General features: G+C 55.9%; 22 protein-coding genes. 14 read left to right on the top strand and 8 right to left on the bottom strand.

The window, feature by feature from the left end; translation table 11 throughout:
• Window positions 1-32 precede the first annotated feature (32 nt).
• The 11 genes from KO1_RS14705 to KO1_RS14655 all read left to right on the top strand — a co-directional run bounded on the left by KO1_RS14705 (window position 33) and on the right by KO1_RS14655 (window position 13,932).
• Window positions 33-1,589, top strand: coding sequence for a class I adenylate-forming enzyme family protein (locus KO1_RS14705; protein WP_004105421.1), 1,557 nt, complete (start codon window positions 33-35; stop codon window positions 1,587-1,589).
• Window positions 1,586-3,187, top strand: a complete 1,602-nt coding sequence (locus KO1_RS14700) for an acyl CoA:acetate/3-ketoacid CoA transferase (RefSeq protein ID WP_064406960.1) — start codon at window positions 1,586-1,588, stop codon at window positions 3,185-3,187. The genes KO1_RS14705 and KO1_RS14700 overlap by 4 nt, the downstream gene beginning before the upstream one ends.
• A gap of 2 nt (window positions 3,188-3,189) precedes the next feature.
• Window positions 3,190-3,924, top strand: a complete 735-nt coding sequence (fabG, locus tag KO1_RS14695) for a 3-oxoacyl-ACP reductase FabG (protein ID WP_004105424.1) — start codon at window positions 3,190-3,192, stop codon at window positions 3,922-3,924.
• A gap of 11 nt (window positions 3,925-3,935) precedes the next feature.
• Window positions 3,936-5,126 (top strand): thiolase family protein, encoded by a 1,191-nt coding sequence (locus KO1_RS14690; RefSeq protein ID WP_004105426.1) that lies wholly within the window; start codon window positions 3,936-3,938, stop codon window positions 5,124-5,126.
• 135 nt (window positions 5,127-5,261) lie between these two features.
• Window positions 5,262-6,599 carry an MFS transporter gene (locus KO1_RS14685; protein WP_004105428.1) on the top strand — a complete coding sequence of 446 codons (1,338 nt, stop codon included), beginning with the start codon at window positions 5,262-5,264 and terminating at the stop codon, window positions 6,597-6,599.
• Between the two features lie 13 nt (window positions 6,600-6,612).
• On the top strand, window positions 6,613-7,491 hold the full coding sequence (locus tag KO1_RS14680; protein WP_004115225.1) for an SMP-30/gluconolactonase/LRE family protein: 879 nt from the start codon (window positions 6,613-6,615) through the stop codon (window positions 7,489-7,491).
• A gap of 76 nt (window positions 7,492-7,567) precedes the next feature.
• Window positions 7,568-8,938, top strand: a complete 1,371-nt coding sequence (locus KO1_RS14675; protein WP_168421980.1) for an MFS transporter — start codon at window positions 7,568-7,570, stop codon at window positions 8,936-8,938.
• Between the two features lie 13 nt (window positions 8,939-8,951).
• Window positions 8,952-10,127 carry a glycerate kinase gene (locus KO1_RS14670; RefSeq protein WP_064406958.1) on the top strand — a complete coding sequence of 392 codons (1,176 nt, stop codon included), beginning with the start codon at window positions 8,952-8,954 and terminating at the stop codon, window positions 10,125-10,127.
• Window positions 10,124-11,281, top strand: a complete 1,158-nt coding sequence (locus KO1_RS14665) for a CdaR family transcriptional regulator (protein ID WP_047720701.1) — start codon at window positions 10,124-10,126, stop codon at window positions 11,279-11,281. The genes KO1_RS14670 and KO1_RS14665 overlap by 4 nt, the downstream gene beginning before the upstream one ends.
• A gap of 360 nt (window positions 11,282-11,641) precedes the next feature.
• Window positions 11,642-13,291, top strand: a complete 1,650-nt coding sequence (locus KO1_RS14660; protein WP_047720700.1) for an OFA family MFS transporter — start codon at window positions 11,642-11,644, stop codon at window positions 13,289-13,291.
• Window positions 13,292-13,491: 200 nt separating this feature from the next.
• On the top strand, window positions 13,492-13,932 hold the full coding sequence (locus KO1_RS14655; RefSeq protein WP_004105447.1) for a nucleoside 2-deoxyribosyltransferase: 441 nt from the start codon (window positions 13,492-13,494) through the stop codon (window positions 13,930-13,932).
• Between the two features lie 58 nt (window positions 13,933-13,990).
• On the opposite strand, the gene KO1_RS14650 is transcribed toward KO1_RS14655, so the two are convergent.
• Window positions 13,991-14,503 carry a P-loop nucleotide/nucleoside kinase family protein gene (locus KO1_RS14650; protein ID WP_023321589.1) on the bottom strand — a complete coding sequence of 171 codons (513 nt, stop codon included), beginning with the start codon at window positions 14,501-14,503 and terminating at the stop codon, window positions 13,991-13,993.
• Between the two features lie 214 nt (window positions 14,504-14,717).
• On the opposite strand from KO1_RS14650, the gene KO1_RS14645 reads away from it, so the two are divergent.
• The gene (locus KO1_RS14645; protein ID WP_049128266.1) at window positions 14,718-15,977 is read left to right on the top strand and encodes an MFS transporter; all 1,260 of its coding nucleotides are present in this window, start codon (window positions 14,718-14,720) and stop codon (window positions 15,975-15,977) included.
• A 65-nt stretch (window positions 15,978-16,042) separates the two neighbouring features.
• Here KO1_RS14645 and KO1_RS14640 read toward each other — a convergent pair whose 3' ends face one another.
• The 6 genes from KO1_RS14640 to KO1_RS14615 form a co-directional block, all read right to left on the bottom strand.
• The gene (locus KO1_RS14640) at window positions 16,043-16,663 is read right to left on the bottom strand and encodes a helix-turn-helix domain-containing protein (protein WP_004105453.1); all 621 of its coding nucleotides are present in this window, start codon (window positions 16,661-16,663) and stop codon (window positions 16,043-16,045) included.
• Between the two features lie 232 nt (window positions 16,664-16,895).
• Window positions 16,896-17,630, bottom strand: coding sequence for a fimbrial biogenesis chaperone (locus KO1_RS14635; protein WP_064406957.1), 735 nt, complete (start codon window positions 17,628-17,630; stop codon window positions 16,896-16,898).
• Entirely contained in the window at window positions 17,627-18,976 is a 1,350-nt protein-coding gene (locus KO1_RS14630) for a fimbrial protein (protein WP_224227114.1), read from the bottom strand. Before KO1_RS14630 ends, KO1_RS14635 begins: the two co-directional genes overlap by 4 nt.
• Before the next feature lie 11 nt (window positions 18,977-18,987).
• A complete protein-coding gene (locus KO1_RS14625) occupies window positions 18,988-21,540 on the bottom strand; it encodes a fimbria/pilus outer membrane usher protein (RefSeq protein WP_064406967.1) in 2,553 nt (850 codons plus the stop codon).
• Window positions 21,541-21,566: 26 nt separating this feature from the next.
• On the bottom strand, window positions 21,567-22,244 hold the full coding sequence (locus tag KO1_RS14620; RefSeq protein WP_016809688.1) for a fimbrial biogenesis chaperone: 678 nt from the start codon (window positions 22,242-22,244) through the stop codon (window positions 21,567-21,569).
• A 107-nt stretch (window positions 22,245-22,351) separates the two neighbouring features.
• Window positions 22,352-22,900 carry a fimbrial protein gene (locus KO1_RS14615; RefSeq protein WP_032729050.1) on the bottom strand — a complete coding sequence of 183 codons (549 nt, stop codon included), beginning with the start codon at window positions 22,898-22,900 and terminating at the stop codon, window positions 22,352-22,354.
• Window positions 22,901-23,374: 474 nt separating this feature from the next.
• Between KO1_RS14615 and KO1_RS14610 the strand changes: the two genes are divergently transcribed.
• Both KO1_RS14610 and KO1_RS14605 read left to right on the top strand, forming a co-directional pair.
• Entirely contained in the window at window positions 23,375-24,232 is an 858-nt protein-coding gene (locus KO1_RS14610) for a winged helix-turn-helix domain-containing protein (protein WP_064406966.1), read from the top strand.
• Window positions 24,219-24,674, top strand: coding sequence for a YqeJ family protein (locus KO1_RS14605; RefSeq protein ID WP_004105463.1), 456 nt, complete (start codon window positions 24,219-24,221; stop codon window positions 24,672-24,674). Before KO1_RS14610 ends, KO1_RS14605 begins: the two co-directional genes overlap by 14 nt.
• A gap of 264 nt (window positions 24,675-24,938) precedes the next feature.
• On the opposite strand, the gene arsC is transcribed toward KO1_RS14605, so the two are convergent.
• A complete protein-coding gene (gene arsC / locus KO1_RS14600; RefSeq protein ID WP_047720697.1) occupies window positions 24,939-25,364 on the bottom strand; it encodes a glutaredoxin-dependent arsenate reductase in 426 nt (141 codons plus the stop codon).
• Between the last annotated feature and the right edge of the window lie 13 nt (window positions 25,365-25,377).

Here is a 25,377-nt window from a genome sequence, read left to right as displayed (position 1 = left end):
TTCCAGTCAATACGTAATATCAGGAGAGACAAATGAGCAGCACCTCCGCCGACTTCCAGAATCTGTACCAGGCCCTGAGCCACAGCGCCGCCCGTAGCCCGGATGCCCTGGCGCTGGCGTTTGAGGATCGGCGCTATCTGTACCGCGATTTTCACCTGCGGGTACAGCGAGCGATGGCGCAGCTTGACCAGGTCTGGTCGCTGCGCAAAGGCGACCGAATCCTGCTGGCCTGGGGGAATCATCCCGCTTTTTGCGAGGTCCTTTTTGCCGCGCTTGGTCTGGGCATCGAAGTGGTGCCTTTCAGCACTAAGCTTAAGCAGGCCGAGAGCGAGGAGCTGGTGGGCCATATCGCCCCGCGGGTCGTGCTGTTCGATGCGACCGTACAGGACTGGCTGAAACACACCCCCGACGCGCGCGCGGTTTCACTCAGCGAATGGCAGGCGCTCTCACTTCCCGAACCGCTGACCCGCCAGCCGGTCCCGGTTAACCGCGACGATACGGCGGTGATGATGTTCACCTCCGGTACCACCGGAGAGCCGAAAGGGGCGATTATCACGCACAATAACCTGCTCTGCGCGATTGACGCCTATACGCAAAAACTGAATCTCACCGCCGCGGATAGCACCATTCTGGCGGTACCTATCTATCACATCACCGGCCTGTCGGCGCTGCTGGCGCTGTTTATTAGCCTCGGCGCGAGCATCTGGCTTCAGCACCGGTTCAACGCCCCGCAGGTGATCAACACCCTGCGCGAGAAGAACATTACCTTTCTGCACGGCTCGCCAACCATTTTTATCCTACTGTGCCAGGCCGCGCGCGAGCAGAGCGCCAGCCATCCGGGCGATTTTCCCGCGCTACGCACGATTGCCTGCGGCGCGGGCCACCTGAGCGACGGACTGATCAACGAGTTAAAAACCCTGTTTCCGCATACGGCGATTCAGCCGATCTACGGTCTCACCGAAACGACCTCACCCGCGACGATTTTTCCGGGCGACGTCTGGGGCAGCGATAAATGCGGCAGTTCGGGCCAGGCGATCCCCGGCCTCGCCATTACGATCCGCAACGATCGCCAGCAGCCCCTCCCCGCCGGGCAAATCGGGCATATCTGGCTAAAAGGCGATGTGGTGATCCGCGAGTACTGGCAGCACAGCGAACGACGCCCGAGCTGCGATGCGCAGGGCTGGTTTTGTACCGGCGATCTGGGCTATCTCGACGACGAAGGCTGGCTGTACATCAAAGACCGCAGCAAGGACATGATCAATCGCGGCGGAGAGAAGATCTACTCGCTGGAGCTGGAGAACATCCTCTCTACCTATCGGGGAGTGCGGGAAGTTGCCGTGATCCCGACCCCCAGCCCGGTCTATGGCGAAGAGCCGGTGGCGTTTATCGTGCCGGACGGCCAGCACCACCTGACCAGCGAAGAGATCCTCGGCTGGCTAAAGATCAAAATCGCCCGCTTTAAGCTGCCGGCGCGCATTATTTTCACCCGCGTTTTACCGCGTACCCATAACGGAAAAGTGAGCAAACAGCAGCTCAAAACGCGCCTCGCGGAATCCATCATCACGCTATCAACGGAGGATAAAAAGTGAGCAGCAAATTTATCGACGCCCATCAAGCGGCGCAGTGGGTCGCCAGCGGCGACACCGTCTGCACCGTCGGGATGACGCTTATCGGCGCGGCGGAGTCCATTTTAAGCGCTATCGAAGCGCGCTTTCTGACCGCGGGCGAACCGCGCGACCTGACGCTGCTGCATGCCGCTGGGCAAAGCGATCGCCAGCGCGGCATCCAGCACTTCGCCCATCCGGGTATGGTGACGCGGCTTATCGGCTCGCACTGGGGCCTGGCGCCGCGCTGGATGGCGATGATCAACAACAACGAAGTGGAAGCCTGGTGCCTGCCGCAGGGGCAGATCGTCCATCTCTATAGCGCGATGGCCGCCGGGCTTACCGGGCGGCTTTCCCCCGTCGGGCTCGGTACCTTTGTCGATCCGCGCATGGAAGGCGGGCGGATGAACGCCCGCACCCGCGAACGGTCCGATCTGATCGAGCACGTGACGTTTCGCGGCGACGAATATCTGTTCTACCCGGCCATTCCGCTGGACGTGGTCATTGTGCGCGGCACCCATGCTGATGAAGACGGCAACCTCACGACCGATGAAGAGGTGATGAAGCTGGAAGTTCTGCACGCGGTTCTCGCCGCCAGACGCTATGGGGCGAAGGTGCTGGCGCAGGTGAAATATCGCGTGGCGAAAGGCTCGCTGCATCCGAAAAGCATCACCGTTCCCGGCAACCTGATCGACGCCATTGTGGTGTGCGAAGAGCCGCAAGCGGATCATCGCCAGACCTCCAGCTGGGACTTCGATCCGGCGCTGTGCGGCGATATCCAGCTACCCGCCGCGCAGAACGCGCCGCTGCCGCTCGACCTGCGCAAGCTTATCGGACGAATTGCCTGCCGCTATCTGACGCCAGGCTGCGTCATCAATCTCGGCACCGGCATTCCCAACGATGTTATTGGCGCCATCATTCACGAAGAACGGCTCGGCGAGCAGGTCACCATCACCGTGGAATCAGGGATCTACGGCGGGCAGCAGGCGGGCGGCGTTGATTTCGGCATTGGTCGTAACCTGAGCGCGATGATAAGCCACCAGGATCAAATGCTTTATTACAACGGCGCGGGGGTCGATATCACCTTTATGGGCGCCGGTGAGATGGACCCGCACGGCCACGTCAACGCCACGCGGCTCGGCGCATCCTGCCCCGGCGCGGGCGGTTTTATCGATATCACCCAGAATGCCCGCCACGTCGTGTTCTGCTCCTCTTTTACCGCCAAAGGGCTGGAGATCGCCTGTGAACAAGGGGCCCTGCATATCCGGCGCGAAGGCGAGGTACGTAAATTCGTCGCCGGGGTTAATCAGATTTCTTACAACGGCGAGCTGGCCCGCGCCAAAGGACAAACCATGCATTACGTCACTGAACGGGCGGTTTTCGAACTACGCCCGGAGGGGCCGGTGCTGACGGAAATCGCCCCCGGTATCGATCTTGAGCGCGACATCCTGGCGCATATGGATTTTCGTCCGGCGATCGCCGCGGATCTTCAGGTTATGGACAGTCGCTTGTTCACCCCGCAGCCCTGCGGCCTCGCGGAACATCTGTCCCGGAATACATCCTCTGACTCACAAGGAAATTAGCTATGAAACTTGCCAGTAAAACCGCCATTGTTACCGGCGCCGCGCGCGGTATCGGCTTTGGCATTGCTCAGGTGCTTGCGCGGGAAGGCGCGCGAGTGATCATCGCCGATCGCGACGCGCACGGCGAAGCCGCCGCCGCGTCCCTGCGCGAATCGGGCGCACAGGCGCTGTTTATCAGCTGCAATATCGGTGAAAAAGCGCAGGTCGAAGCGCTGTTTTCCCAGGCCGAAGAGGCGTTTGGCCCGGTGGATATTGTGGTGAATAACGCCGGAATCAACCGCGACGCCATGCTGCACAAACTCTCCGAAGCGGATTGGGACACGGTGATCGATGTCAATCTGAAGGGCACTTTTCTCTGTATGCAGCAGGCCGCCGTCCGCATGCGCGAGCGCGGCGCGGGCCGCATTATCAATATCGCTTCCGCCAGCTGGCTTGGCAACGTCGGACAAACCAACTATTCGGCGTCAAAAGCCGGCGTGGTGGGAATGACCAAAACCGCCTGCCGCGAACTGGCGAAAAAAGGCGTCACGGTTAACGCCATCTGCCCGGGCTTTATCGATACCGATATGACGCGCGGCGTCCCGGAAAACGTCTGGCAAATCATGATCAACAAAATCCCTGCGGGCTACGCCGGGGAGGCGAAAGACGTTGGCGAGTGCGTGGCGTTTCTGGCGTCTGACGGCGCGCGCTATATCAACGGTGAAGTGATTAACGTCGGCGGCGGCATGGTGCTGTAAGGAGAAAAACGATGACACAGGCTAATGATATTGTGGTTGTCAGCGGCGTCCGTACCGCTATTGGCACGTTTAACGGCAGTCTTAAGCATACCCACCAGCATGACCTCGGAGCAGCGGTCATTCGCGAAGCGATCGCCCGCGCCGGACTTGCGCCGCAGGATATCGACGAAACGATCGTCGGCAACGTCGGGCAAATCGCCGAAAGCGGTTTTATCGCCCGCATCTGCCAGCTGCGGGCGGGGATCCCGCAGGAGAGCACCGCGTATTCGGTTAACCGCCAGTGCGGCTCCGGACTTCAGGCCCTGGCGGACGGCATGATGCAGCTGCAAAGCGGCCAGGCCGAGGTGGTCGTCGCCTGCGGAACAGAAAATATGACCCAGCTGCCCTACTACCTGCGCAAAGCGCGCGATGGCTATCGCATGGGCCACGGCGAGCTGGAAGATGGACTGATCTCCATCCTCACCTGGCCGGAAGGGCCTTATCACAACGGCATCACGGCGGAAAACGTTGCGCAACGCTTCGGTATTACCCGTGAAGCGATGGACGATTTCGCCTGGTCGAGCCAGCAGAAGGCGCTGAAGGCGATCGCTGAGGATCGCTTCCGCGAGCAGATTCTGGCCCTTGAGGTGCCGGACGGCAAAAAAGCGACCCGCCTGTTCGCGACCGATGAACACCCGCGCGACACCCCGCGCGAAAAGCTCGCCGCGCTGCGTCCGGCATTTAAAGCCGACGGCGTGGTGACGGCGGCCAACTCCTCCGGCATTAACGACGGCGCGGCCGCGCTGGTGATGATGACCCGCCAGCAGGCGGAACAGCGCGGCTTAACTCCGCGCATGCGCATTCGCGGCTGGGCGGTCGCCGGCTGCGGCGCGGAGATTATGGGGTTTGGCCCCTCTCCCGCCACCCGACGCCTGATGGACCGTCTCAATATGGATGTTCACGCCATCGATTTAATTGAACTCAATGAGGCCTTCGCCGCCCAGGCGCTGGCGGTGATGAACGATCTGCGTCTCGATCCAGCCCGCGTTAACGTCAACGGCGGCGCGATCGCCCTCGGCCACCCGGTGGGCGCCAGCGGTGCGATCCTGCCGGTCAAACTGATGTATGAAATGGCGCGCAGCGGCGCGCGCACCGGTCTGGTCACCATGTGCATCGGCGGCGGCCAGGGGATTTCTATGCTGTTCGAGCGCGAAGGCGCTTAGGAAAAGACGGCCCGAAGTGGGGCTTCGGGCCGGGCGTCGTTCGGGTCAGCACCCGGCGACAACCTGTGAGCTGACGAACGGGATCGTCTCGATCCCGGCAAGGCTTCTGACCACGAATACGGGGAAATAATAACCATGTCCGCAATAAATGAAAAGGCGGTAAACGGGACGCCACTACAGCGCACCCATAAAAAGATCTACCGCCATTTGATGCCGCTGCTTATCGTGGCGTACATCATCAGCTTTATTGATCGCACCAATATTGGCATGGCGAAAGCGACCATGTCGGTGGATATCGGCCTTTCCGCAACCGCATTCGGCCTCGGGGCCGGGTTGTTTTTTCTCACCTACGCGGTGCTGGAGATCCCCAGCAACCTGTTTTTAACCCGGATTGGCGCGCGGCGCTGGATCGCCCGCATCATGATCACCTGGGGGATCATCTCCTGCGGTATGGCGTTTGTCACCGGGCCTACGTCCTTTTACGTGATGCGCCTTTTGCTCGGCGCTGCCGAAGCGGGGCTCTATCCGGGCATTATTTACTACCTGACCCTCTGGTTTGGCCGCGAAGAGCGCGCTAAAGCCACCGGTCTGTTCCTGCTGGGGGTCTGCCTGGCCAACATTATCGGCGCGCCGCTGGGCGGTTTGTTATTAAGCCTTGATGGAATGTCCGGCTGGCACGGCTGGCAGTGGATGTTCTTTATCGAAGGGCTGCCCGCGATAGCGCTGGCTTTCGTCGTCTGGCGCAGACTGCCGGATAAACCCGCCGACGCCCGCTGGCTGGACAGCGACGACGTGCAGGCTATCAACGCGGTACTGGAGAAAGAAGCCGAGGAGACGCGCCATACGCCAAGCCGATTTTCCCTGAAAACCGCGCTCACCACCCGGGTGTTTTTGTTACTGGTGCTGATTTACTTTACCCATCAGTTTTCGGTTTACGGCCTGAGTTATTTCCTGCCGGGGATCATCGGTAGCTGGGGCCAGCTTACTCCGCTGCAGATCGGTCTGCTGACCGCCATCCCGTGGATCGCAGCCGCCGCTGGCGGGATCCTGCTGCCGCGTTTCGCCCGGACGGAACAGCGTTCGCGCAGCATGCTGATGGCCGGATATCTGGTCATGGCGACCGGCATGGCGATTGGCGCGATTGCCGGCCACGGCGTGGCGCTGCTTGGCTTCTCGCTGGCCGCCTTCATGTTCTTCGCCATGCAATCCATCATTTTTAACTGGCTCCCCTCGATCATGAGCGGGCATATGCTGGCGGGCAGCTTCGGCCTGCTTAACTGCCTCGGGCTGTGCGGGGGCTTTCTCGGGCCGTTTATTCTCGGCGCGTTTGAGGATCGCACCGGCGCGGCAACGTCCGGCTTATGGTTCGCCGTCGCGCTACTGATCATCGGCGCGCTGGTGTCTCTGTTCATCAAAAGTTCGTCATCCCCTGGCAGAGCATCGGCAAAACAAGCCGGCGGCGAAAAAGCGTAATCAGGAGGTCCTTATGCGCATCGAAGTCTTACTGGATTTAAAAACTCGACTCGGCGAAAGCCCGGTCTGGGATGTCGAACAGCAGCGTCTTTGGTGGGTGGACAGCCTCGACGGGCGCCTGTTCGCCTGTAACGCGCAGGGCGGCGCGATTAAGAGCTGGGACGTGCGGCAGAAAATTGGCTCGTTCGCCCTGCGCCAGAACGGCGAAGGCGCGGTGGTGGCGCTACAGAATGGCGTACATCTGCTCGACTTCGCCAGCGGCGAGCTGACGCTGCTGCACCATCCGGAAGCGGACCGGCCCTTTAACCGGCTCAACGACGGCAAAGTCGATCGTCAGGGACGTTTTCTGTTCGGATCGATGGATATGCGTGAAGAGGAGCCGAGCGGCGCGCTATATCGCCTGGACGCCGATCTGTCACTACACGTGCTGAAGAAAAATATCATCGTCTCTAACGCCCCCTGCTGGAGCCCCTCCGGCGAGACGTTCTATTTTGCCGATACCTGGACGGGCGAAATCTGCGCCTGGGACTACAACACCGCGACCGGCGATCTCTCCGGAGAACGAGTCTTTTGCCGTGTCGATAGCAGCGAAGGCGGCGCGGCGGATGGCGCCACCGTGGACAGCGAAGGCTATCTGTGGAACGCGCTGGTCTACGCGGGCAAGCTGGTGCGCTACACGCCGGAGGGCAAGGTCGATCGCATCATTGAGATGCCGGTGAAAAAAGTGACCAGCGTTATGTTCGGCGGCGAAAACCTTGACGTGCTGTACGTCACCTCAATGGCGCAGCCGCCCCTCCCGCGCTTCCCGGAAGATAATCAGCTGCGCGGCAGCCTGTTCGCCCTGTACGACCTGGGCGTGACCGGCGTAGCGGAACGGCGTTTTGCCGGCTAAGCGAACCTCCGGCTCGCCGCGATAACAATAATACCCGGCGAACTGACTCTGACCCTGACACCAGGCGGCGCGCATCATGCTGTCGCGACGCCGCGGAGTAAACACGACTATGACAACAATCAATCACACACCTGCCGGCGAACAAGGTGGAAAAAAGCGGCTGATACATCGTTTCTCCTGGGTTTCGCTGCTGGTTTGCTGGCTAATCTGGGTGCTTAACGCCTACGATCGCGAGATGATCCTGCGCCTTGGCCCGGTCATCTCTAAAGAGTTTTCGCTCTCGCCGGAACAGTGGGGCAACGTCGTCGCCCTGATTATGGTTGCCCTCGCGGTGCTGGATATCCCCGGCTCCATCTGGAGCGATCGCTACGGTTCAGGCTGGAAACGAGCGCGCTTTCAGGTACCGCTGGTGCTGGGCTATACCGCCCTCTCTTTTCTTTCCGGTATTAAAGCGATCAGCCACGGGCTGACGGTCTTTGTGCTGCTGCGCGTTGGCGTCAACCTCGGGGCCGGCTGGGGCGAGCCCGTCGGCGTCAGCAACACCGCAGAGTGGTGGCCGAAAGAGAAACGCGGCTTCGCGCTGGGGGTGCATCATACCGGCTATCCGATTGGCGCGCTGCTGAGCGGCGTGGTGGCAAGTCTGGTGCTTTCCGCATTTGGCGAAGGCAGCTGGCGCTACTGCTTCCTGCTGGCGCTGATCGTCGCCATCCCGCTGATGATTTTCTGGGCGAAATATTCCACCGCCGATCGCATCAACACGCTTTATCAGCATATCGATAGCCAGGGGATGACGCGCCCGGCGACCCAGGAAAGCAGCCATGTTGCCAAAGGCGAAGGGATGAAGACCTTTTTACGCACCCTGCGCAACCGCAATATTTCGCTAACGGCGGGCAATACCCTGCTGACGCAAATTGTCTATATGGGCATTAACGTTGTGCTGCCGCCGTATCTTTATCACGTCTCCGGCCTGTCGCTGGCAGCATCCGCCGGGCTAAGTATTATCTTCACGCTTACCGGTACCCTGGGCCAGATAATTTGGCCCTGGCTGTCCGATAGCTTTGGCCGTAAACGTACTCTGATCGTCTGCGGTCTGTGGATGAGTATCGGCATTGCGCTGTTCTATTTCGCCACCAATATGCCGCGTCTTATCGCCATTCAGCTATTTTTTGGCCTGGTGGCCAACGCCGTGTGGCCTATTTACTACGCAATGGCTTCGGACTCCGCCGAAGAACGCGCCACCTCTACCGCCAACGGCATTATCACCACGGCGATGTTTATCGGCGGCGGCATTTCGCCATTGCTTATGGGCTGGCTCATCCAGTTCGGTGGGGGATGGGAAAATCCGGCGGGTTATATCTACGCCTTCTTTACCATGGCGGGATGCGCGCTGCTGGGGATGTTATTGCAGCTCATGACCACCGATAAAACGCCGCGCAAAGCGCATTAACGCAGGAGAACGCATGAAGATTGTTATCGCGCTGGATTCGTTTAAGGGTAGCTGTAGCGCGCAGGCCGCTTGCGCAGCGGTAGCACAGGGGTTGCGCCGGGTTGACGAGGGGCTGGAGCTGGTCGAAATGCCCGTGTCGGACGGCGGAGAGGGGCTGCTCTCGGCCCTTGCGGAAAGTCCGCAGCTGAAGGGCGCAAGGTGGCAGCAGCAGCATTGCACCTCGCCTTACGGTCTCTCCGTAGAGGCCGCGTTTCTGATCCTGCCCGGCGAACGGGCCATTATCGAGATGGCGCAAAGCTGTGGGCTGGAGCTCACGCCGAAAGCGCAGCGGGATGTGCGTCTGGCCAGCAGCTTTGGGCTGGGCGAGCAGGTAAAAGCGGCGCTGGATGCCGGATGTCGGCATTTGATTATCGGGCTGGGCGGCAGCGCGACCAACGATGGCGGTATCGGTTTTGCCCAGGCGCTTGGCGCCCGCTTCTGGCGCGAGGACGGCACGCTGCTGCCGGTTCCCGCGGCGGGTCAGGATCTTGCGCATATTCAGCGCATCGATTTAAGCGCCATGGATCCGCGCTTACGACAGGCCGAAATACAGGCCTCCTGCGACGTCACGAATCCTCTGCTTGGGGAAAATGGCGCCACCTGGGTGTATGGCGCGCAGAAAGGCGCGGACGAGGCCGCGCTCAGGGAACTGGAGGCGGGTATGGCGCACTACAGTCGGCAGCTTACGCAAACGCTCGGCTACGACATCAGCGAACGGCCCGGCGCCGGGGCCGCGGGCGGTATGGGGGCCGCGCTGATCGCCTATGCGGGCGCCACGCTGCGCCCGGGCATTGACCTGGTGCTGGAACTGCTTAACGCCGACCGCCATCTTAGCGATGCCTCGCTGACCATCGTCGGGGAAGGCTGGCTCGATCGTCAGAGCGCCTTTGGTAAAGCCCCGGTGGGCGTGGCGGGCAAAGCGGCGCGCCACGGCGTACCGGTTGTGGCCCTTTGCGGCGGACGCGATGAGAGCAGTCGGCAATTGTATCAACACCATATTGACGCGATGTGGTCTATTTGCCAGCGCCCTATGCCGCTGGCGGAGTCGATGAACACATGCGAACAGCTCCTCGCCGACGCAGCGGAGAATGTTCTACGAACCTTTCTGAGCGGGCGGCGCGGAGAGGCACATAAGCGGATAACTGTATGATTATTACGACGGCGCTGGCTAATGAAATTGTCGCCCGGGCAATGGCGATAATTCATCATAACGTGAACGTGATTGACCATCATGGACAGATCATTGCCTCAGGTGAACGGCATCGTATCGGCGAGCAGCATGAGATCGCCCGTGAGGTGATACGTACCGGTAAACGCATTTGTATTAACAACACCGCGGAAGCCGCGCGTTTCCAGAATGTGCATCCCGGTATTAATCATCCCATTATCTATGACGATCGCGTGGTGATGGTGGTGGGCATCAGCGGCGATCCCGCAGCGATCAGCCGCTATGCTGAACTGGCGGTACTCACCGCCGAGCTGCTGGTCCGCCAGGCCATAGAGATGCGGGAAACCAACTGGCGACAGCGTCTGCGCGATACCCTGTTTGGTCAATATCTTGATCAAGGCGCTTCGCCCGCCGGACAGGAAGCACTTCATCGCCTGATGGAGCTTGGCTTCGCTTTTGATGCGCCGCTGGTGCCGGTCGTGGTGACCGTGCAGGTTGAACAGCATCAGCTAAGCGAAATACTGAGTACGCTGCTGCGAGAATTCTCGCAGTTGGCCGGGGTAAGAGACGTCATTTTGCTGGGCAGCAATGAGATCCTGATCCTCAATACGCTGAGCGAATCCCAGGAAACGCTGCTGCGGGGCATCGAGTTTGTCCTCAGCAATCAGATCAGCCATTACCATATCGGCATTGGCGTGCAGGCTGACAGCGCTCCGGATATTCGCGAGGCCATCCGATTCGCCCGTTCGGTGATTGAGGTGGGGAGCAAAGTGCAGCCGCAGCGGCAGATCTACTACTTTCGCGAAATGGCGATGCTCTGCCTGTTCCGGGTGCTGGAAGACAGCTATATGGTCAATTTTTTTATCAATAACGTACGCCAGCTGCTTGAGCATGATTCCGGCGAAGTGCTGCTGGATACCCTCAGCAGCTTTATTGCCAATAACGCCGAGCCGGGCAAAACGTCGCTGCTGTTGGGGATTCATCGCAATACGCTCACCTACCGGCTGCAGCAGATTAAAAAGCATATTCAGCTCGATCCGATGGTCTTCACCGACCTGACGCAGCTGGCGGTGTCGGTACACTGCTATCGTCGGCAGAACCCGCGCCAGAGCGAATGGATTGATACCTTAAGCTAACGTGCGCCGGGCGAGCAGGCCGGTACGCGCCCTCGCCCGCCCTTCACAGCAAACACCGTGCTGGCCAGCAGAGGAGAGCGCTGACGCCAAAGACGCTCAGCGCCGCGCGCCATCGCCACCTCGCACCGCGTATCACTCTGAGATCGACGTTTATCAAAATAATAGCGCGCCCGGCGATTTTATCCCGACAGGCGCCTTTGTCGCCGATGGCTGGCTTTTCGCCTCATCCCTTCGACGAAGCTTGCTCGCTTCAGTCGCCATTTTTGTACACAAATTAATCAAATGGCACCTTTCTTGCCTTTTATCTACGTTCCCCGACCGCAGCATTCGTCGGCCAATGTAGATAAAAAGGACAGGAAAATGGCGCAAATGAATGAAAACATCGCGACCGCACCGGTCTCTCCCCTACGCGATTTTTTCGCGAAACCACGTATCATCGCCAGGCCCGGTTTTAACCGCTGGCTAGTGCCACCGGCCGCACTGGCCGTTCATCTCTGCATAGGTATGGCCTATGGGTTTTCCGTTTACTGGCTGCCTATGTCGCAGCTCATAGGAGGAAGCGAGTCCCTTCAATGCCCCGTCAATATGTCGTTCTGGCAGCAGCTGTTTACCCGCGATTGCGACTGGAAAATCTCCATGCTCGGCTGGACCTACACGCTGTTTTTTGTTTTTCTCGGCTGTTCGGCGGCGCTGTGGGGCAGCTGGCTTGAGAAGGTTGGACCGCGGCTGGTGAGCTTTATTGCCACCTTATGCTGGTGCGGCGGCCTGCTGCTATCCAGCGTCGCCATCTATTTCCATCAGCTATGGTTGCTGTGGCTGGGGGCCGGGGTCATCGGCGGAATCGGTCTCGGACTGGGCTATATTTCACCGGTTTCGACGCTGTTGCGCTGGTTCCCTGACAAGCGCGGAATGGCGGCCGGGATGGCGATCATGGGTTTTGGCGGGGGAGCGCTGGTGGGGGCGCCGCTGGCAAATGGTCTGATGAATTACTTCGCCGGTCCGACCGGCAACGGGGTATGGCAAAGCATTCTGGCGCTGGCGGCGATTTATGCGCTATTTATGCTTGCCGGTACCTTTGGCTATCGCCTGCCGCCCATGGGCTGGCACCCTTCGGGCGAGAAGGCGCAAAAAACGATCCGCAATAATCCCACGATCCAGGTGCACGTCCGCGTCGCCTGCCGTACCCCACAGTTCTGGCTGCTGTGGATGGTGCTATGGCTCAACGTCACCGCGGGGATCGGTATTCTCGGTATGGCTTCGCCGATGCTGCAGGAGATCTTTGCCGGCAAACTGCTGTCGCTCGATCTCAGCTGGCATGAGCTGAACGGCGAGCAGCTGAAACGCATTGCTACCATGGCCGCAGGATTTACCGGCCTGCTCAGCCTGTTTAACATCCTGGGACGGTTTTTCTGGGCATCGGTATCCGATCTGTGCGGGCGAAAAATGACCTTTGCGATCATTTTCTGCCTGGGCGCCGTGCTGTACGGGACGTTGCCGCTGGTGAATCACGGCGGCTATATCGCGCTTTATGTCTGCGCGATGTGCATTATCATTTCGATGTACGGCGGAGGTTTTGCCAGTATTCCCGCCTATCTGGCTGATGTCTTTGGCTCACAAATGGTGGGCGCGATTCATGGACGCTTGTTAACCGCCTGGTCGGCGGCGGGGATCAGCGGCCCGGTTCTGGTGAACTATCTGCGCGAGTATCAGTTGACGCACGGGGTCCCGCCCGAGCGCGTCTACGATATAACGCTGATGGTCCTGACCGGCCTGCTGGTGTTGGGTTTTATCTGTAATCAGCTGGTGCGTCCGCTGACGGAAGAGCATGCGATGACCGCGGAACAGCAACAGCAGGCGAAAGGTCTGTATACCATCAATAAGGATGCTCAGCTCACGTGGGAGGCCCGCCCGTCCACGCTGCTGTTAACCGTAAGCTGGTTAGCGGTGAGCGTGCCGCTTTTATGGGGCGTCGGCACCACCCTCCAGCAGGCCGTGAAGTTCTTTATGTAAAGTCTTGCCGCCGATGCCGGGCGGCATCGGCCGGACGAGAGAAAGCGCACTTTGCCGCACGTAACATAGTCAGCATCCATCGATAAAGTTATTCTAACGACTCAGGTGAATAGACTAACTGCCTATCAGGGAAGAAGACTGTCAGGCGAACTTTTACCGGTCGACTGCAGCTTTCAATGAATCTTCAGGAGAATCGATTGATGGTAAATATTTATATTGCGAGTCCTTTTTTCAGCGACGACCAGATTGATCGCGTCCAGCGCGTCGAACAGGCGCTGACCGCCAATAAAACGGTAGATAAATTTTTCTCACCGCGCCTGGCCGATGCGGAGAATCTGGAATACGGCACTTTACCCTGGCGCGATTTCATCTTTAAGAACGATATCAAGCATCTCGACGAAGCCACGGTGGTGGTTGCCGTTGTTGATTTCTTTGACGATCACGTCGATAGCGGTACGGCGTACGAAATCGGCTATGCCCACGCGTTTAAAAAGCCGTTGATTATCGTTCAGGAAAAAGGGAATAAGCTAAACCTGATGATTTCAGAAAGTCTGACTTACTATACCCAAAGCGCTGAAGAGCTGGCGACTTACGACTTTACTCAACTGAAAAAGAATATCTTTACCGGCGACGTTTTCTGATACCACGCGGTCGTCTGAGCGACCGCTTTTTTCCCTCGCCTGGGGAGTGTTCATAGGCTTACCGGCGGTGCGACTCAATATGCGCAACGATCCGCTCTACCGCCTCTTCGGCGCTCAGTACTGAGGTATCCAGCACCAGGCTGGCAGAATGCCAGGGTTCGTAATCACGGGTGATGACCTTTTGCCAGTCCGGCAGGATATGGCCGCGAATGTCCGCTGCGCGGTTTTCCACGCGATACCGATGCTGCGTTTGGTCGGAGCAGGTCACTTCTATCTCCAGATAAGGCGCGGCATTCTCGGTCGCGACCTCTCTCCAGGCCTGGCGGGTAATGGCGATGGGATTTACCGCATCGGCAATCACCACGTTGCCCAGCCTGAGGTTATCCGCCGCAATGGCGTAGGCCGCCAGATATCCGGCCGGTCCTATATCGTGCCGGGTGACGGTTTCGGCGCGGATCAGCGCCTGCTCAATCGAATCGATTCGTAACCAGACGGCCCCCAGCCTGGCGGCCAGCAGGCGAGCAATGGTTGATTTCCCGGTACCGGGCAGGCCGCCAAAGATCAGTAACATAGATATCCCGTTATTCAAGAGCCTTTAATGAATGACAACTTCCGGATGTTGATGACAATAGAGCGCCGATTGCCTCACGTCCAGCGCTGATGTGCGCACGTGGTATAAGGCCCAAAAACCACACAAAAAACAGGATTATTTTATCTCCGTTTAGGATCGGTTGAGTTGGTTTACAGATACTAAGATGCAGGATGGCAGATTCCCCGGAGCCCGCATGAATACCCCGCCACGGCGTTTAATCCAGTACGGCAGCGTCATGTTGTTTCCGCTGGCGATGATTATTTATGATTTTTCGGCTTACCTGACCACGGATCTTATTCAGCCAGGCATTATTCATATCATCAACGAGCTTCAGGCTGATGTCACCCTTGCTCCGGCATCGGTCAGCCTGTATATGGCTGGAGGCCTGGCGCTGCAGTGGCTGCTGGGCCCTCTGTCAGATCGTATCGGCCGCCGCCCCGTTCTGCTCACCGGCGCCCTGGTTTTTGCTCTCTCCTGCCTGAGCATGCTGTTTGTCGCTTCGATCGCGCAATACTTCGTCGCCCGCTTTATCCAGGGAACCAGCATCTGTTTTATCTCGACCGTGGGCTATGTGTCGATTCAGGAAGCGTTTGGGGAAACCGATTCAATCAGAATCATGGCTGCGCTGACCTCTATCGTCCTGCTTGCGCCGGTTATCGGACCGCTGGCCGGCGCGGCGCTAATGACGGTGATGCACTGGAAACTGCTGTTTGCCATTATTGGCGCGCTGGGCCTGGTGGCCTGGGCCCTGCTGCTTTTTAAGATGCCGGAAACCGTTATCTCTCAGGGGCGGGGATTTAAACCGGGGGAAGTGCTGGCTGATTTCATCGCGGCGTTTCGTCATCCCGTGGTGCTGACAGGTTCGCTGGCGGTGGCCTTTGGCAACGTGCCGATGATCACCTGGGTGGCGCTCTCTCCGGTGATTCTGATTGAGCACGGCGGCATGTCTCCCGCGGCATATGCCTGGACTCAGGTGCCGGTGTTCAGTGGGCTGATTATCGCCAGCGCGATCGTGGCGAACGTGGTAAAAGACCCCACTTCGCCGCGCTTTATCTGGCGTACCATTCCGATACAGCTGACCGGCCTGCTGATCCTGCTGGTCGGTAATCTTCTGTGGCCGCATGTCTGGTTCTGGTCGGTGCTGGGTACCAGCATTTATGCGCTGGGGATTGGGCTACTTTACCCGGTGCTGTTCCGCTTCACGCTCTTTTCCCATCATCTGCCAAAAGGCACCGTGTCCGCCACGCTGAATATTCTGGCCCTGAGCGCGTTTGCCGCTTCCATTGAGGCAACCCGTTGGATCTACTTCCATGCTGGTGGCAGAATCGCCTTCCACTGCGCGGCGCTGATGGCCGGTCTCGCCGTGGTAATACTGGTTTCCCGGCTGCTGAAACTGCGTAAGCGGTATCAGGATAGTTCTGCGCCGCCGCAGACCGACGCTCAGAAACTGTAGTGCAAACGAGGAGGTCGTATGCCTTCCTGCGAGAGCGGATGCCAGCGATTTGCCGCGCGCAGGCTCTAGGATCTCCTGGCATTCATCGACACAAAGTTCCCGTCTACGATCCTCTTATAGCGCAAGCCTATTTCATTCATTTCTAATAAATCGCGGCAAAGTAAAAAGCCATTCATTTTCGTGGATTTAAAACCAAATTTTTTTATAGTGTGATTCTTAATGGCATAAACAGCTTTTTGGGTGATATTCAAGGTTTCCGCGAGATCCTTCACACTGGCTCCTGCCGACAGTCCTTTAAATATCCTTTTAGACCGCTGCGAGCTTTTTCTATACACGCTTCTCTTTGCTGATTTTATTTTTTGCAAAAACTCTTTTTTCGATAGGAATGAAGGAATGATCATAGGGTCCTTATCATTGTTGCAATCTGATACTTTACAATGCGTAATAACAAACACCTGCAGATTATAAGCCGCAACAAGGCGTAATAACACTCGTCGTTTCCTGATGCAATGAATATATAAAATAACTTTTTGATCGTAGGTAGCAAAAGATCTCACCACCGCTCTCAGTCCCGATGCATTTATGTCATTGTATAACACGGCATGATTTTCTGCCGCCTCATTCAATAAATGCCTGGCCCCCTGCAAAAAATACACATCGTCGGTAATTATGTTGATGATGTTCAAAGCTATTAAACTCCGGTTTAATATTTATTTATAAACAATATAAATCACCGACCACCAGCCTGTTAATCACAGAAGTCAAAAACAAAGTAAAAAACCAATATAAACAAGAGGCTGCATGAGAAACCAAATGGGTAATTCCCTGCAGGTTTAAGAGGTTAAGAAACTTAAATCATATAAAATGGCGGGGGGTACGTCGTTTAAATTTTCAATCGTTCAAGGCCGTGAGCAGACATCATAACCGAGTATGGTCATTTAGAATGGCACCCCGGTCGTCAACATAGTAGAACTGAATCTCGCTGGCGCTCGTCACCGGTATATTCCCCGAAAGAGCATAACGGCGCTGACTAAAAGGCGCGGTCATCATATCCATTTCCCGCTCAACATGCCGTTGCGTTTTTCCGTGACGAACAATAATGTCCGTAAACGATATATGCCAGGGCGTGGGATTGTCGCACTCCACGTACCAGCGCCCGCCTTCTTGTACTGCCCGGAATTTAAGACGTGCGGCCGCACTCTCGGGAGCGGGAGAGAGACCTTGTGGACGATAAAATATTTTTAACTGGGTGTTCATTGCCAGCTGCAGCCGGGATTGCTCCGGCATATTTTTACTGACGGGCGGAATTTCATAGAGGTTAATCCAGAACACGCTCTCGCGGTCTCGTGGCAAAGGCGTCTGGTTATAGACAATCCGCAGCCCCTGTATTCCTTCCGGCTGCAGGCGAAACACGGAAGGCAGCACAATAAAAGGCGCCCCCGTATAGGCCGGATTGCCGCTGCCGTCATCAACCCAGCTCTGCACAATGACCGGCCAGGAATTGGTATTAGCCAGCATCAGGCTGATTTCCCGGGTTCCTTCGGTATAGATGACTCGCGTGCCGCTCGCTATCAGTCCGGCATAAACGCGTAATGGCGCGAGAAACATTATCAACAGCACCGATATCCAGCCAACGCGGCGAACTTTGTTCACTGTATTTTCACCAGAACATAGGCTGTGGCATAAACTTTACCGGGGGTGACCGCCTGGCCGTCCAGTTTCTGCAGGGTGGCTAAAAATGTGCTGCTGTAGTGCGTATATCCCGCCATGGTGCTTCCAGCGTTATCGGCCGCCTCCAGTACCGGATACCATCCGGCATTTTCGCCACCGGGCGTGGTCAGGGATACCGTCCCCGGCTGACCCACGAAGTTCATTCTTTTCCCCTGCGCATTCTGCAGGGTAATTCCCACGCCCCGGGCCATGTTTTCGCCAAAATAATCATCAGAGACCAGATGCGTCACGCCGCCGCTGCCGTTCACCAGCCCCAGCGTGCTGGCCGCGCTGTATGACCCCGGGGAAACCTGAATACCAATCGCCGTCTGGCCTGCAGCCGTACCCGACTCGGCTGAATCACTGCACTCTACCTGCACGGTGAAGCTGGCGCTGGCGCTCCCCCCCTGTTCGAGTTCAGCAATAGAAATTGTGCGAAATAAAACCTGCGGGGTGGCATTGCGCGCCACGCATGTCGGCAGGGAATAGAGGGTGTTCGCCAGCCGCATGCCGTAGCCAAAGCCGTTATCCGCTCCCCAGAAATCGTAGTTATAGGCGCTGTCCTCACCCGGGAAATCGCGTGCGAAACTGAAGCTGACGCTGCTGTCGCCGGACAGCTGGATGTAGGCGTTGGGCTGAGTCATGACGGAATTTTGACAGTAATAGTTACGCCCCGTCGCGGAAGCATAGCCAATACCAACCCCATCATCATTGTTGTTACCACAATAGGCCGATGCGGCGGAGGTTCCCGGCAGGCTGCTGATCCGGTACAGCTCGGCGACCAGAGGCGGGATATCCTGCAGGCGGATCTGAATCCTCCCCGTTGAGCTTGTGGCGTATGATGTGATGGGAACCTTCTGCCAGTGGCGGGTCAGCGTGACGCCGGACATGGTCTGTCTGATCCCGACGTAGGCGAACCAGGTGGCATAGACGTCGCTCAGGCCGTCGACCGTGCCGATATCATAAAAACCGCCGACGCGATCGTCGCCATTCGTGGCGACCAGAAAATAGATATTGGGAAGATCCGCGGCATCACATTCCCAGAGTACCGAAGCGCCGTTAGCCCCGCCGTGAGTGTAATTCGTTGGCGGCACCACGATGCTGGCCAGCATGGTACCGACCGGCTGCAGATAAGTATCCGTCAGGTTAATTTTCCCGAACGGTATCTGCGCGACATAGGAGTCTTCGGTCTGGGTAACCAGGGTCAGGGAACAGCTGGCGCCGGCCCGGAGGCTGAAAAGCGTCAGGCAGGCAAACAGCAAGTTAAGCAGGAAAGTTCGTCTTTTCATCATCATTATCTTCATCGCTGCGCATCAGGCGTCTGTCGGCAGACTGCGCTGAGTTTTGTCAGGTGCCGGGTGGTTTCTTTGGGGTTTATGCGGTAGGCCAGACGGCAGCGATCCCGCTCGTCGTCACCCCAGCGAACGATCAGCTCTCCCTCAGCGTGCTCCGTACGTAAATAGAGCTGTCCGTTCTGTCCGGCCATACCGATAATCGTCCCGTCCGGTTCAGTGACATCCGCCCCGAGCGGGACCGGCTCTCCGTCTGGCAGACGAGCATTAATCAGCATGGCATGGCCCGTCCTGGTGCGGAATACCACCCTGACGGCAGCGCCGGCCACCGGCGCGACCCGCCGCTCGCTGTCAACCAGTTCTGCGTTGCCATCAATTCCCTGGGGATCGAGCGTTACCCTGCTGTAACGATAGGGTGTGACAGAGGGCACCAGGGCGTAACCCTGGCTGTCAATAATCGACTGGCCGGAGTTATATACGCTTGCCCCTGAAGCGCCTTTAGCCTCAACCAGCGCGAAGGTGTCGCTCAGATAAGGTCCGAACGTCACGCCGCCAGAATGAATGGCGAGCGCCCCCTGCGCATTACCCGACGCCTGCCAGTACCCCTCACCCCGGGAGGCATTGAGCCCCACGCTGACGTTGGGCAGCCGTTTTTGCAGGCCGCCGCTTATCGTTGTCTGATGATACTGCTGGTCGCGCATCACCCCCAGGTTATAACTCAGCGTCCGGGCATCATCGATCATGCCAGAGGTATTGCTCTGAAACTGGTCGCCGCCGCCGGAGGCGTGGGTCCAGGAGTTGCTGACAATCTGGGTGTTATTTTTATCGCTGAATCCCAGCGGAAAGGAGACGGATACTGCGGTCACGGTTTCCTTTCTGCCGGCCTCATAGCTCCCGCCTGCGTGCTGGCGGGAAAGGGAAATGTTGAAGCTCATACCGTTATGAAAACTGTTGCTGTAACCCGCCTGCAGCTGCGTATCCCGGCTCCGGCCGTCCCGGTAATTCTGCGTGGAGCCTGAGAGATAAATATTGCCGAAGGAACCAAACCCCTGGTTAAGGGAGATATCAAACCGGGATTGTTGCTGCCAGGAGGTGGAGGTCCAGCGATCGTGGTCGCGCATGGCTTTTCTTACGCCCAGGACGTCACCAAGTTCGCGATAGCCTGAGGTCGAATAGCGGTAGCCCGCCAGCGTCACGGTGGTTGCTGTCGGCTGGAATGTTTTACTCCAGGAAATGTGGGCCATGTAGCCCTTCACGTCATCGCCCTCCGGCATCCCCGCACGGGAGGCGGTGATGTCCAGGCCCAGAGCGCCTACAGAAGAGGCGTAGACCCCACCGCCAATGACCGCCTGATAGTCATCCGCGATCCGCAGTCCCGTATTGAGCGTCAGGGCATTGCTCAGCCCGTACTGCCAGGTCAAGTCGCTGAACAGAGAGTTATCGCCAGCGTCAACGGTACGCCCGACAGCCAGTCCATAGCGTGAGATCCCCGGACGCATGGACTCCGGTACGGCGGAGAACGGCACGCTGAACCGGCTTACGCTGCCGTCGGCCCCAGTGACTTCAACATCCAGATCGCCGCTGTAGCTGGTCGGATAGAGATCGTTAATATCAAACGGGCCGGGAGCGACCGTGGTCTGGTAAATCTGTCGCCCGTTCTGGGAGACCGTCACCTTCGACGTACTGCCTGCCACTCCGCGAATGGCCGGGGCATACCCTCGCATGGAATCCGGCAACATTCTCTCATCGGTGGCCAGGCTTATCCCCTTATAGCTCAGACCTGAAAACAGACGCCCGGTCGTGCTCAGTTCACCGGCGGTAAGCTGGCTGTTCAATGCCGGCAACGGGCGCTGCAGATACCGGCGGAGAGTATTCCAGTTTGCGCCCGAGTCACGATTCCACTGTACATTTGATAACTGGCGGAACTGCCACATCCCCAGATTTATCCCGCCGTTCATGGACAGCCAGCCGGAGTCCAAGTCCCGGGCGTTATTACCGGAGTAAGAGACGTGATAATAGTTTGTGATGTAGTTAATAAATCCCAGAGAACTGCCGGCTTCCAGTTCGCCGGGATCAACATAGCCGCGCGGCCGGATATTCATGTCAGCCTGCGGTATACTCAGCTCGAGCCGCAACCGGGATGTGTCAAAATGGCTGCTGCTGCCTTCAATCAGCGAGCTGAGGGAGAGACAGGTATTGTTCTCTTTTGCGCCGGCAGGCAGACCGTTGCGGGGCGCAATCCCGGCTGCCGCAAGCTGACCGGGCGTCAGGCACGGCCGCACCTGCCCGCTTTCTGTTTCACTGAAGGTAATATTATCGCTGCTGACGAATCCACCATTCACGTAAACATCTACTTTGAAGTTGCCGGGGGCAATATTTCCCGGTTTGCTCAGCCGCATCAGCGCGGTTTCACTGAAACGACCGCCGCGAAACAGAGCAGGGTCAAAAGTATAATCATTTTCTTCAGCTATCCCTGCCGCTCCGGTAATACTCGTGCCGGAAGCAAACGTTACGGAAGCGGGGATTAAAAGGGTCAGGAGAAATAACCTGATACCTGCCATGGGATATTCGCTCAAATAAAAACGCATTACAATCGACGCTCAGTCACAATATCCACCCCATAGTCGTTAACAAGCACAAGACGTAAAAGAAGGCCTCTGAGGCTGGTTATTTCTGACGACGGGGTAACGACCAGTCCGGATTTAGGTGAAATCATCACCCCTTCCGCGAGGCGAATATCCTTTCCGTTGCGGACAAGCGTGGCCCGACGAACAGAGGCGTGATATTCGCTCTGGTTTACTATCCTGATCTGCTTACCTTCCATGCTGAGATGGATATGCTCTGACGTTTTTTCCGGATGCCCCGAAAGCGACGCCGGGCGGTAGAAAACTTTCACCCGATTAGTGATGGCGAAAATTAACTTATTTTGTTGCGTCGTTCCGGCTTTTAACGACGGCAGCTGGCTGAAATTAAAATAGAAGACAGATTCCCGATCGCCCGGCAACGGCTCTCCGGAATAGGTCAAACGGACAGACTGACCGCTATGAGGCTCCATACGAAAAACCGGCGGAGTGACTATAAACGGGGCAAAACCCTCCGGCGTTCCATTGTCAATCTGTACCTGTACAATATAAGACTGAGACTCCTGGTTGGTTAACTGGAGCGTTTTATCTTTGGCGCCTTCCGGATAAATAATTCGCGTACCCGTTAATATCACGCCTGCATTTGCATAGCCGGTAAAACCGAATATCAACAGAACAAACAATCGCAGTATCAATCGCATCGGGAATATATTCCGCAAGATTATTTTAATATTAATATCATTTACTTTTTAAAACACAGGCCGGGTATACGGCCTGTGTTTTTATAAACTCAGAGGTAGCTCAGGGTATATTCCGCTACGGCAGTAATCGCACCCGGCGTAGCAGAAGCGGCATCAATAACATAATATTGTGCCCCAAAGGAGTGGCTGGTGGAGGTGTCTCCCTCGGGTAAAGAGAGGCCTGCAACATCGGTTACTCCTGACAGCACGACAGGCGTCGTTCCGGCATCGGTGGTGGTCAGCTGGATACCATAACCGACCGCAGCATCAGTGACTGCGCGGTTACCCAGCGTACCGCTGGCGCTGTCGACATCAAACCCCAGGAAACGGGTTTTAATCAACTGAGGGCCCTCGCCTGCCGCCGGGGCAGTACAACCGCTCACCGTCACGGTAAATGGCGTCAGCCCGGCGGTCTGTCCATTCGCCAGGTTTCCGCCAAAGTCAGCGGTAGAGACTGTCGGTAACAGAACAACGGAGTTTGTCTCACCATTGATGCTGACCGAGCAGGTCTGGCTGGTGACTTCGCCCTGGAATGTGACCGTCGGCGTTACCGCAAATGCAGACCCGGATAATGCTGCAAATGAAAATAAAGCCAGCATTGTTTTAATTGAAGTTTTTGTGTTCACTTTTTCCTGTCCTTTGTTTATTGATTGTTTATTGAAATATTTTATGTAGTGCCTAGAATCAATCGTTTCCATGCACTCTGGATTTAGAGTGCCCCCTGGTAGTGACGCCATACTGATGTGATAAAAGTGACTTAAAATTCATAAATCATCTATAATATTCCCTCGTGAAAATCATCAAGAACCCACAATTACCATGGCTGTTCAGGCCTGTGCGCTGGAAGATTCTTATGATGCGGGAAGATTCCTGGTCGGGGTAGTTTATTAACTAAAAATGAATTCAAAATACAATTAAAACAATGAGTTAAAAACCATAACAAAATTTCATCATTAGTTGTCAAAATTATTTTTTTGGCGAATTTTCATATTTTTCCGGGCTCCAGTGAGAGAAAATATTTAAGGTTAAAGGTTTGGAATTTGTTTCATAAATTTTAGTTTTTGGTGATTTTTATGGTTAAATACATTTTGAATAAGCAAGTTATTTTTCTTCCCGGTGAGAAACAATTGTTATCGATAAAGGATGGAACCCGATTTACGATACTTAAGAGTAGTGCCCATTGCCTGGAGTTACTTCTGGAACGGCAGGGACAGCTGGTATCGCACTCTGATTTAATGGTTGCAGGTTGGGGTGAGGATGCTAAGCGTACGGTATCAAATTCGGCTTACTATCAGTCCTTTGTTAATTTACGCAACGTATTAAAAAAACTGGGTTGCCCGGATAACATTCTGTTGACTATTCGTGGCAAGGGTGTGCGGCTGAATGCCTACATTGCCGTGGAAAAGTATGAGGATAATCCACAAAATTCGATAGAGCGTATCCACTCAGTCTCAGACGATCGTAATATCTTTCCCGTTACAGATAACCGGTATCAGGATGACCAGCTAGCGGATAAAAAAGGCATACAAACCGGTGAAATTTTCGCGCAGCCTGACACAGTAGCACCGCTTACGCCTGAAAATAAAAAACCCATCAAAATGATCTCGTATTGTCTGGCAATTTTCCTTCCATTGATAGGTTTGTTCGCCTTTTTTTTATATCGTTTCCCTTTTCATCATGAATTCATTATCGAAGGTTACTCGCATATCAACGGCACGCCACCTTGCTACTTTGCCAATGCCAGAAATATAAATAACGATTTTGCCATTAACTTTATTCATGACGAAGGGTTAGTGTGTAATAAAGACATCAAATATTTCATTTCATATTTTTCAACGTCACCACGGTTAACCGTGTTTACGTGCGGAAAGGAAGCGTCTTTAAAATGTGACTCAACAACTTACATTGTGGCAAAAAATGAAAAAAATTAAATGGCTCGCTTTCTTATTGTTCTTTACAGGGTTACCTCAACAGGTTAACGCCAATGCTAATGACAAAATCGTTTGCGAAGCGAAACACTCTTTATATCATGGCCAATTTGCAATTAAAGCAACTTACCGGTTTATCATGAATGATAACAGCGGCGTTATTTTGATTAATGGTACCGCGCACCTTGGTCCGGAACGATATGCGATAAGTCGCGAAGTCTACTTTAATTATAAAAGACAAAGTGGTGATGACTATCTTCTCACCAGCCAAAGAGTCTATACCAATCCGATTGATACGTTGCCGGAGTTATTAGCGCAACAACACTACCCCTCTTTTTTCCTTAAAGAAAATAAAAAGTTAAACTTCCTCATTAACTCCGTTAATCAAACAGACTATATCATCAGCTTTGTCAGCACGCCTTTGTTTTATTGCAATGGGGAATAATACAGACGGAAACTCAACGATTTTTTTAAGTTATAGCAGGTTCTTACTATTAGATAACCTGGAGTAAACCCAAATATAATTTTATAAAAAACCATATTTGGGTTCGCATCAATCCGAAATGCTCACTCTTGCGCTAACAATGTTGCGCTGGCAGGCTTGATCTGCGGCAGTTTCATCACAGTACACCGCGTCATCCCTCCTGCGGCATGCTGCTCTGCCTGCTTCGTCGCCTTTTATTTCTTCCGGGACAGCTCCCAGGAGATTTTATTTCACCCGTTTACCCGCATCATCAACAACTTTCTCGCCATCTTCCTTAGCGAAAGCGCCTTGCTGGGCATCGGGAAGAATATCCAGAACAACTCCAGAAGGACGGCACAGACGCGTCCCCAACGGTGTCACCACAATCGGGCGGTTAATCAGGATCGGATGCTGCAGCATAAAGTCGATTAACCGATCGTCAGTAAATCTATCTTCTGCGAGGCCCAGTTCTTCATAAGGCTCAACATTTTTACGCAGCAGCGCCCGCACCGCGATCCCCATGTCGGCAATGAGTTTGACCAGCTCATCGCGTGACGGTGGATTTTCAAGGTAATGAATAACGGTGGGTTCAGTACCGCTATTGCGGATCATCTCCAGCGTATTACGCGAGGTGCCGCAGGCCGGGTTGTGATAAATGGTGATGTTGCTCATAGATAGCAGTATC

The sequence above is a fragment of the Klebsiella oxytoca NBRC 105695 genome, assembly GCF_001598695.1.
GTDB lineage: Bacteria > Pseudomonadota > Gammaproteobacteria > Enterobacterales > Enterobacteriaceae > Klebsiella > Klebsiella oxytoca.
Note: the sequence above shows the minus strand (reverse complement) of the source record. Positions and strands in the feature narration are given on the sequence as shown.

What these genes read in the sequence shown, in the direction of transcription:
- KO1_RS14610 (WP_064406966.1), top strand. Translation starts at nt 23,375, where the DNA reads ATGGTTAAATACATTTTGAATAAGCAAGTTATTTTTCTTCCCGGTGAG.
- KO1_RS14630 (WP_224227114.1), bottom strand. Translation starts at nt 18,976, where the DNA reads ATGAAAAGACGAACTTTCCTGCTTAACTTGCTGTTTGCCTGCCTGACG.
- fabG (WP_004105424.1), top strand. Translation starts at nt 3,190, where the DNA reads ATGAAACTTGCCAGTAAAACCGCCATTGTTACCGGCGCCGCGCGCGGT.
- KO1_RS14705 (WP_004105421.1), top strand. Translation starts at nt 33, where the DNA reads ATGAGCAGCACCTCCGCCGACTTCCAGAATCTGTACCAGGCCCTGAGC.
- KO1_RS14605 (WP_004105463.1), top strand. Translation starts at nt 24,219, where the DNA reads ATGAAAAAAATTAAATGGCTCGCTTTCTTATTGTTCTTTACAGGGTTA.
- KO1_RS14665 (WP_047720701.1), top strand. Translation starts at nt 10,124, where the DNA reads ATGATTATTACGACGGCGCTGGCTAATGAAATTGTCGCCCGGGCAATG.
- KO1_RS14645 (WP_049128266.1), top strand. Translation starts at nt 14,718, where the DNA reads ATGAATACCCCGCCACGGCGTTTAATCCAGTACGGCAGCGTCATGTTG.
- arsC (WP_047720697.1), bottom strand. Translation starts at nt 25,364, where the DNA reads ATGAGCAACATCACCATTTATCACAACCCGGCCTGCGGCACCTCGCGT.
- KO1_RS14650 (WP_023321589.1), bottom strand. Translation starts at nt 14,503, where the DNA reads ATGTTACTGATCTTTGGCGGCCTGCCCGGTACCGGGAAATCAACCATT.
- KO1_RS14660 (WP_047720700.1), top strand. Translation starts at nt 11,642, where the DNA reads ATGGCGCAAATGAATGAAAACATCGCGACCGCACCGGTCTCTCCCCTA.
- KO1_RS14625 (WP_064406967.1), bottom strand. Translation starts at nt 21,540, where the DNA reads ATGGCAGGTATCAGGTTATTTCTCCTGACCCTTTTAATCCCCGCTTCC.
- KO1_RS14615 (WP_032729050.1), bottom strand. Translation starts at nt 22,900, where the DNA reads ATGCTGGCTTTATTTTCATTTGCAGCATTATCCGGGTCTGCATTTGCG.
- KO1_RS14670 (WP_064406958.1), top strand. Translation starts at nt 8,952, where the DNA reads ATGAAGATTGTTATCGCGCTGGATTCGTTTAAGGGTAGCTGTAGCGCG.
- KO1_RS14675 (WP_168421980.1), top strand. Translation starts at nt 7,568, where the DNA reads ATGCTGTCGCGACGCCGCGGAGTAAACACGACTATGACAACAATCAAT.
- KO1_RS14685 (WP_004105428.1), top strand. Translation starts at nt 5,262, where the DNA reads ATGTCCGCAATAAATGAAAAGGCGGTAAACGGGACGCCACTACAGCGC.
- KO1_RS14655 (WP_004105447.1), top strand. Translation starts at nt 13,492, where the DNA reads ATGGTAAATATTTATATTGCGAGTCCTTTTTTCAGCGACGACCAGATT.
- KO1_RS14680 (WP_004115225.1), top strand. Translation starts at nt 6,613, where the DNA reads ATGCGCATCGAAGTCTTACTGGATTTAAAAACTCGACTCGGCGAAAGC.
- KO1_RS14690 (WP_004105426.1), top strand. Translation starts at nt 3,936, where the DNA reads ATGACACAGGCTAATGATATTGTGGTTGTCAGCGGCGTCCGTACCGCT.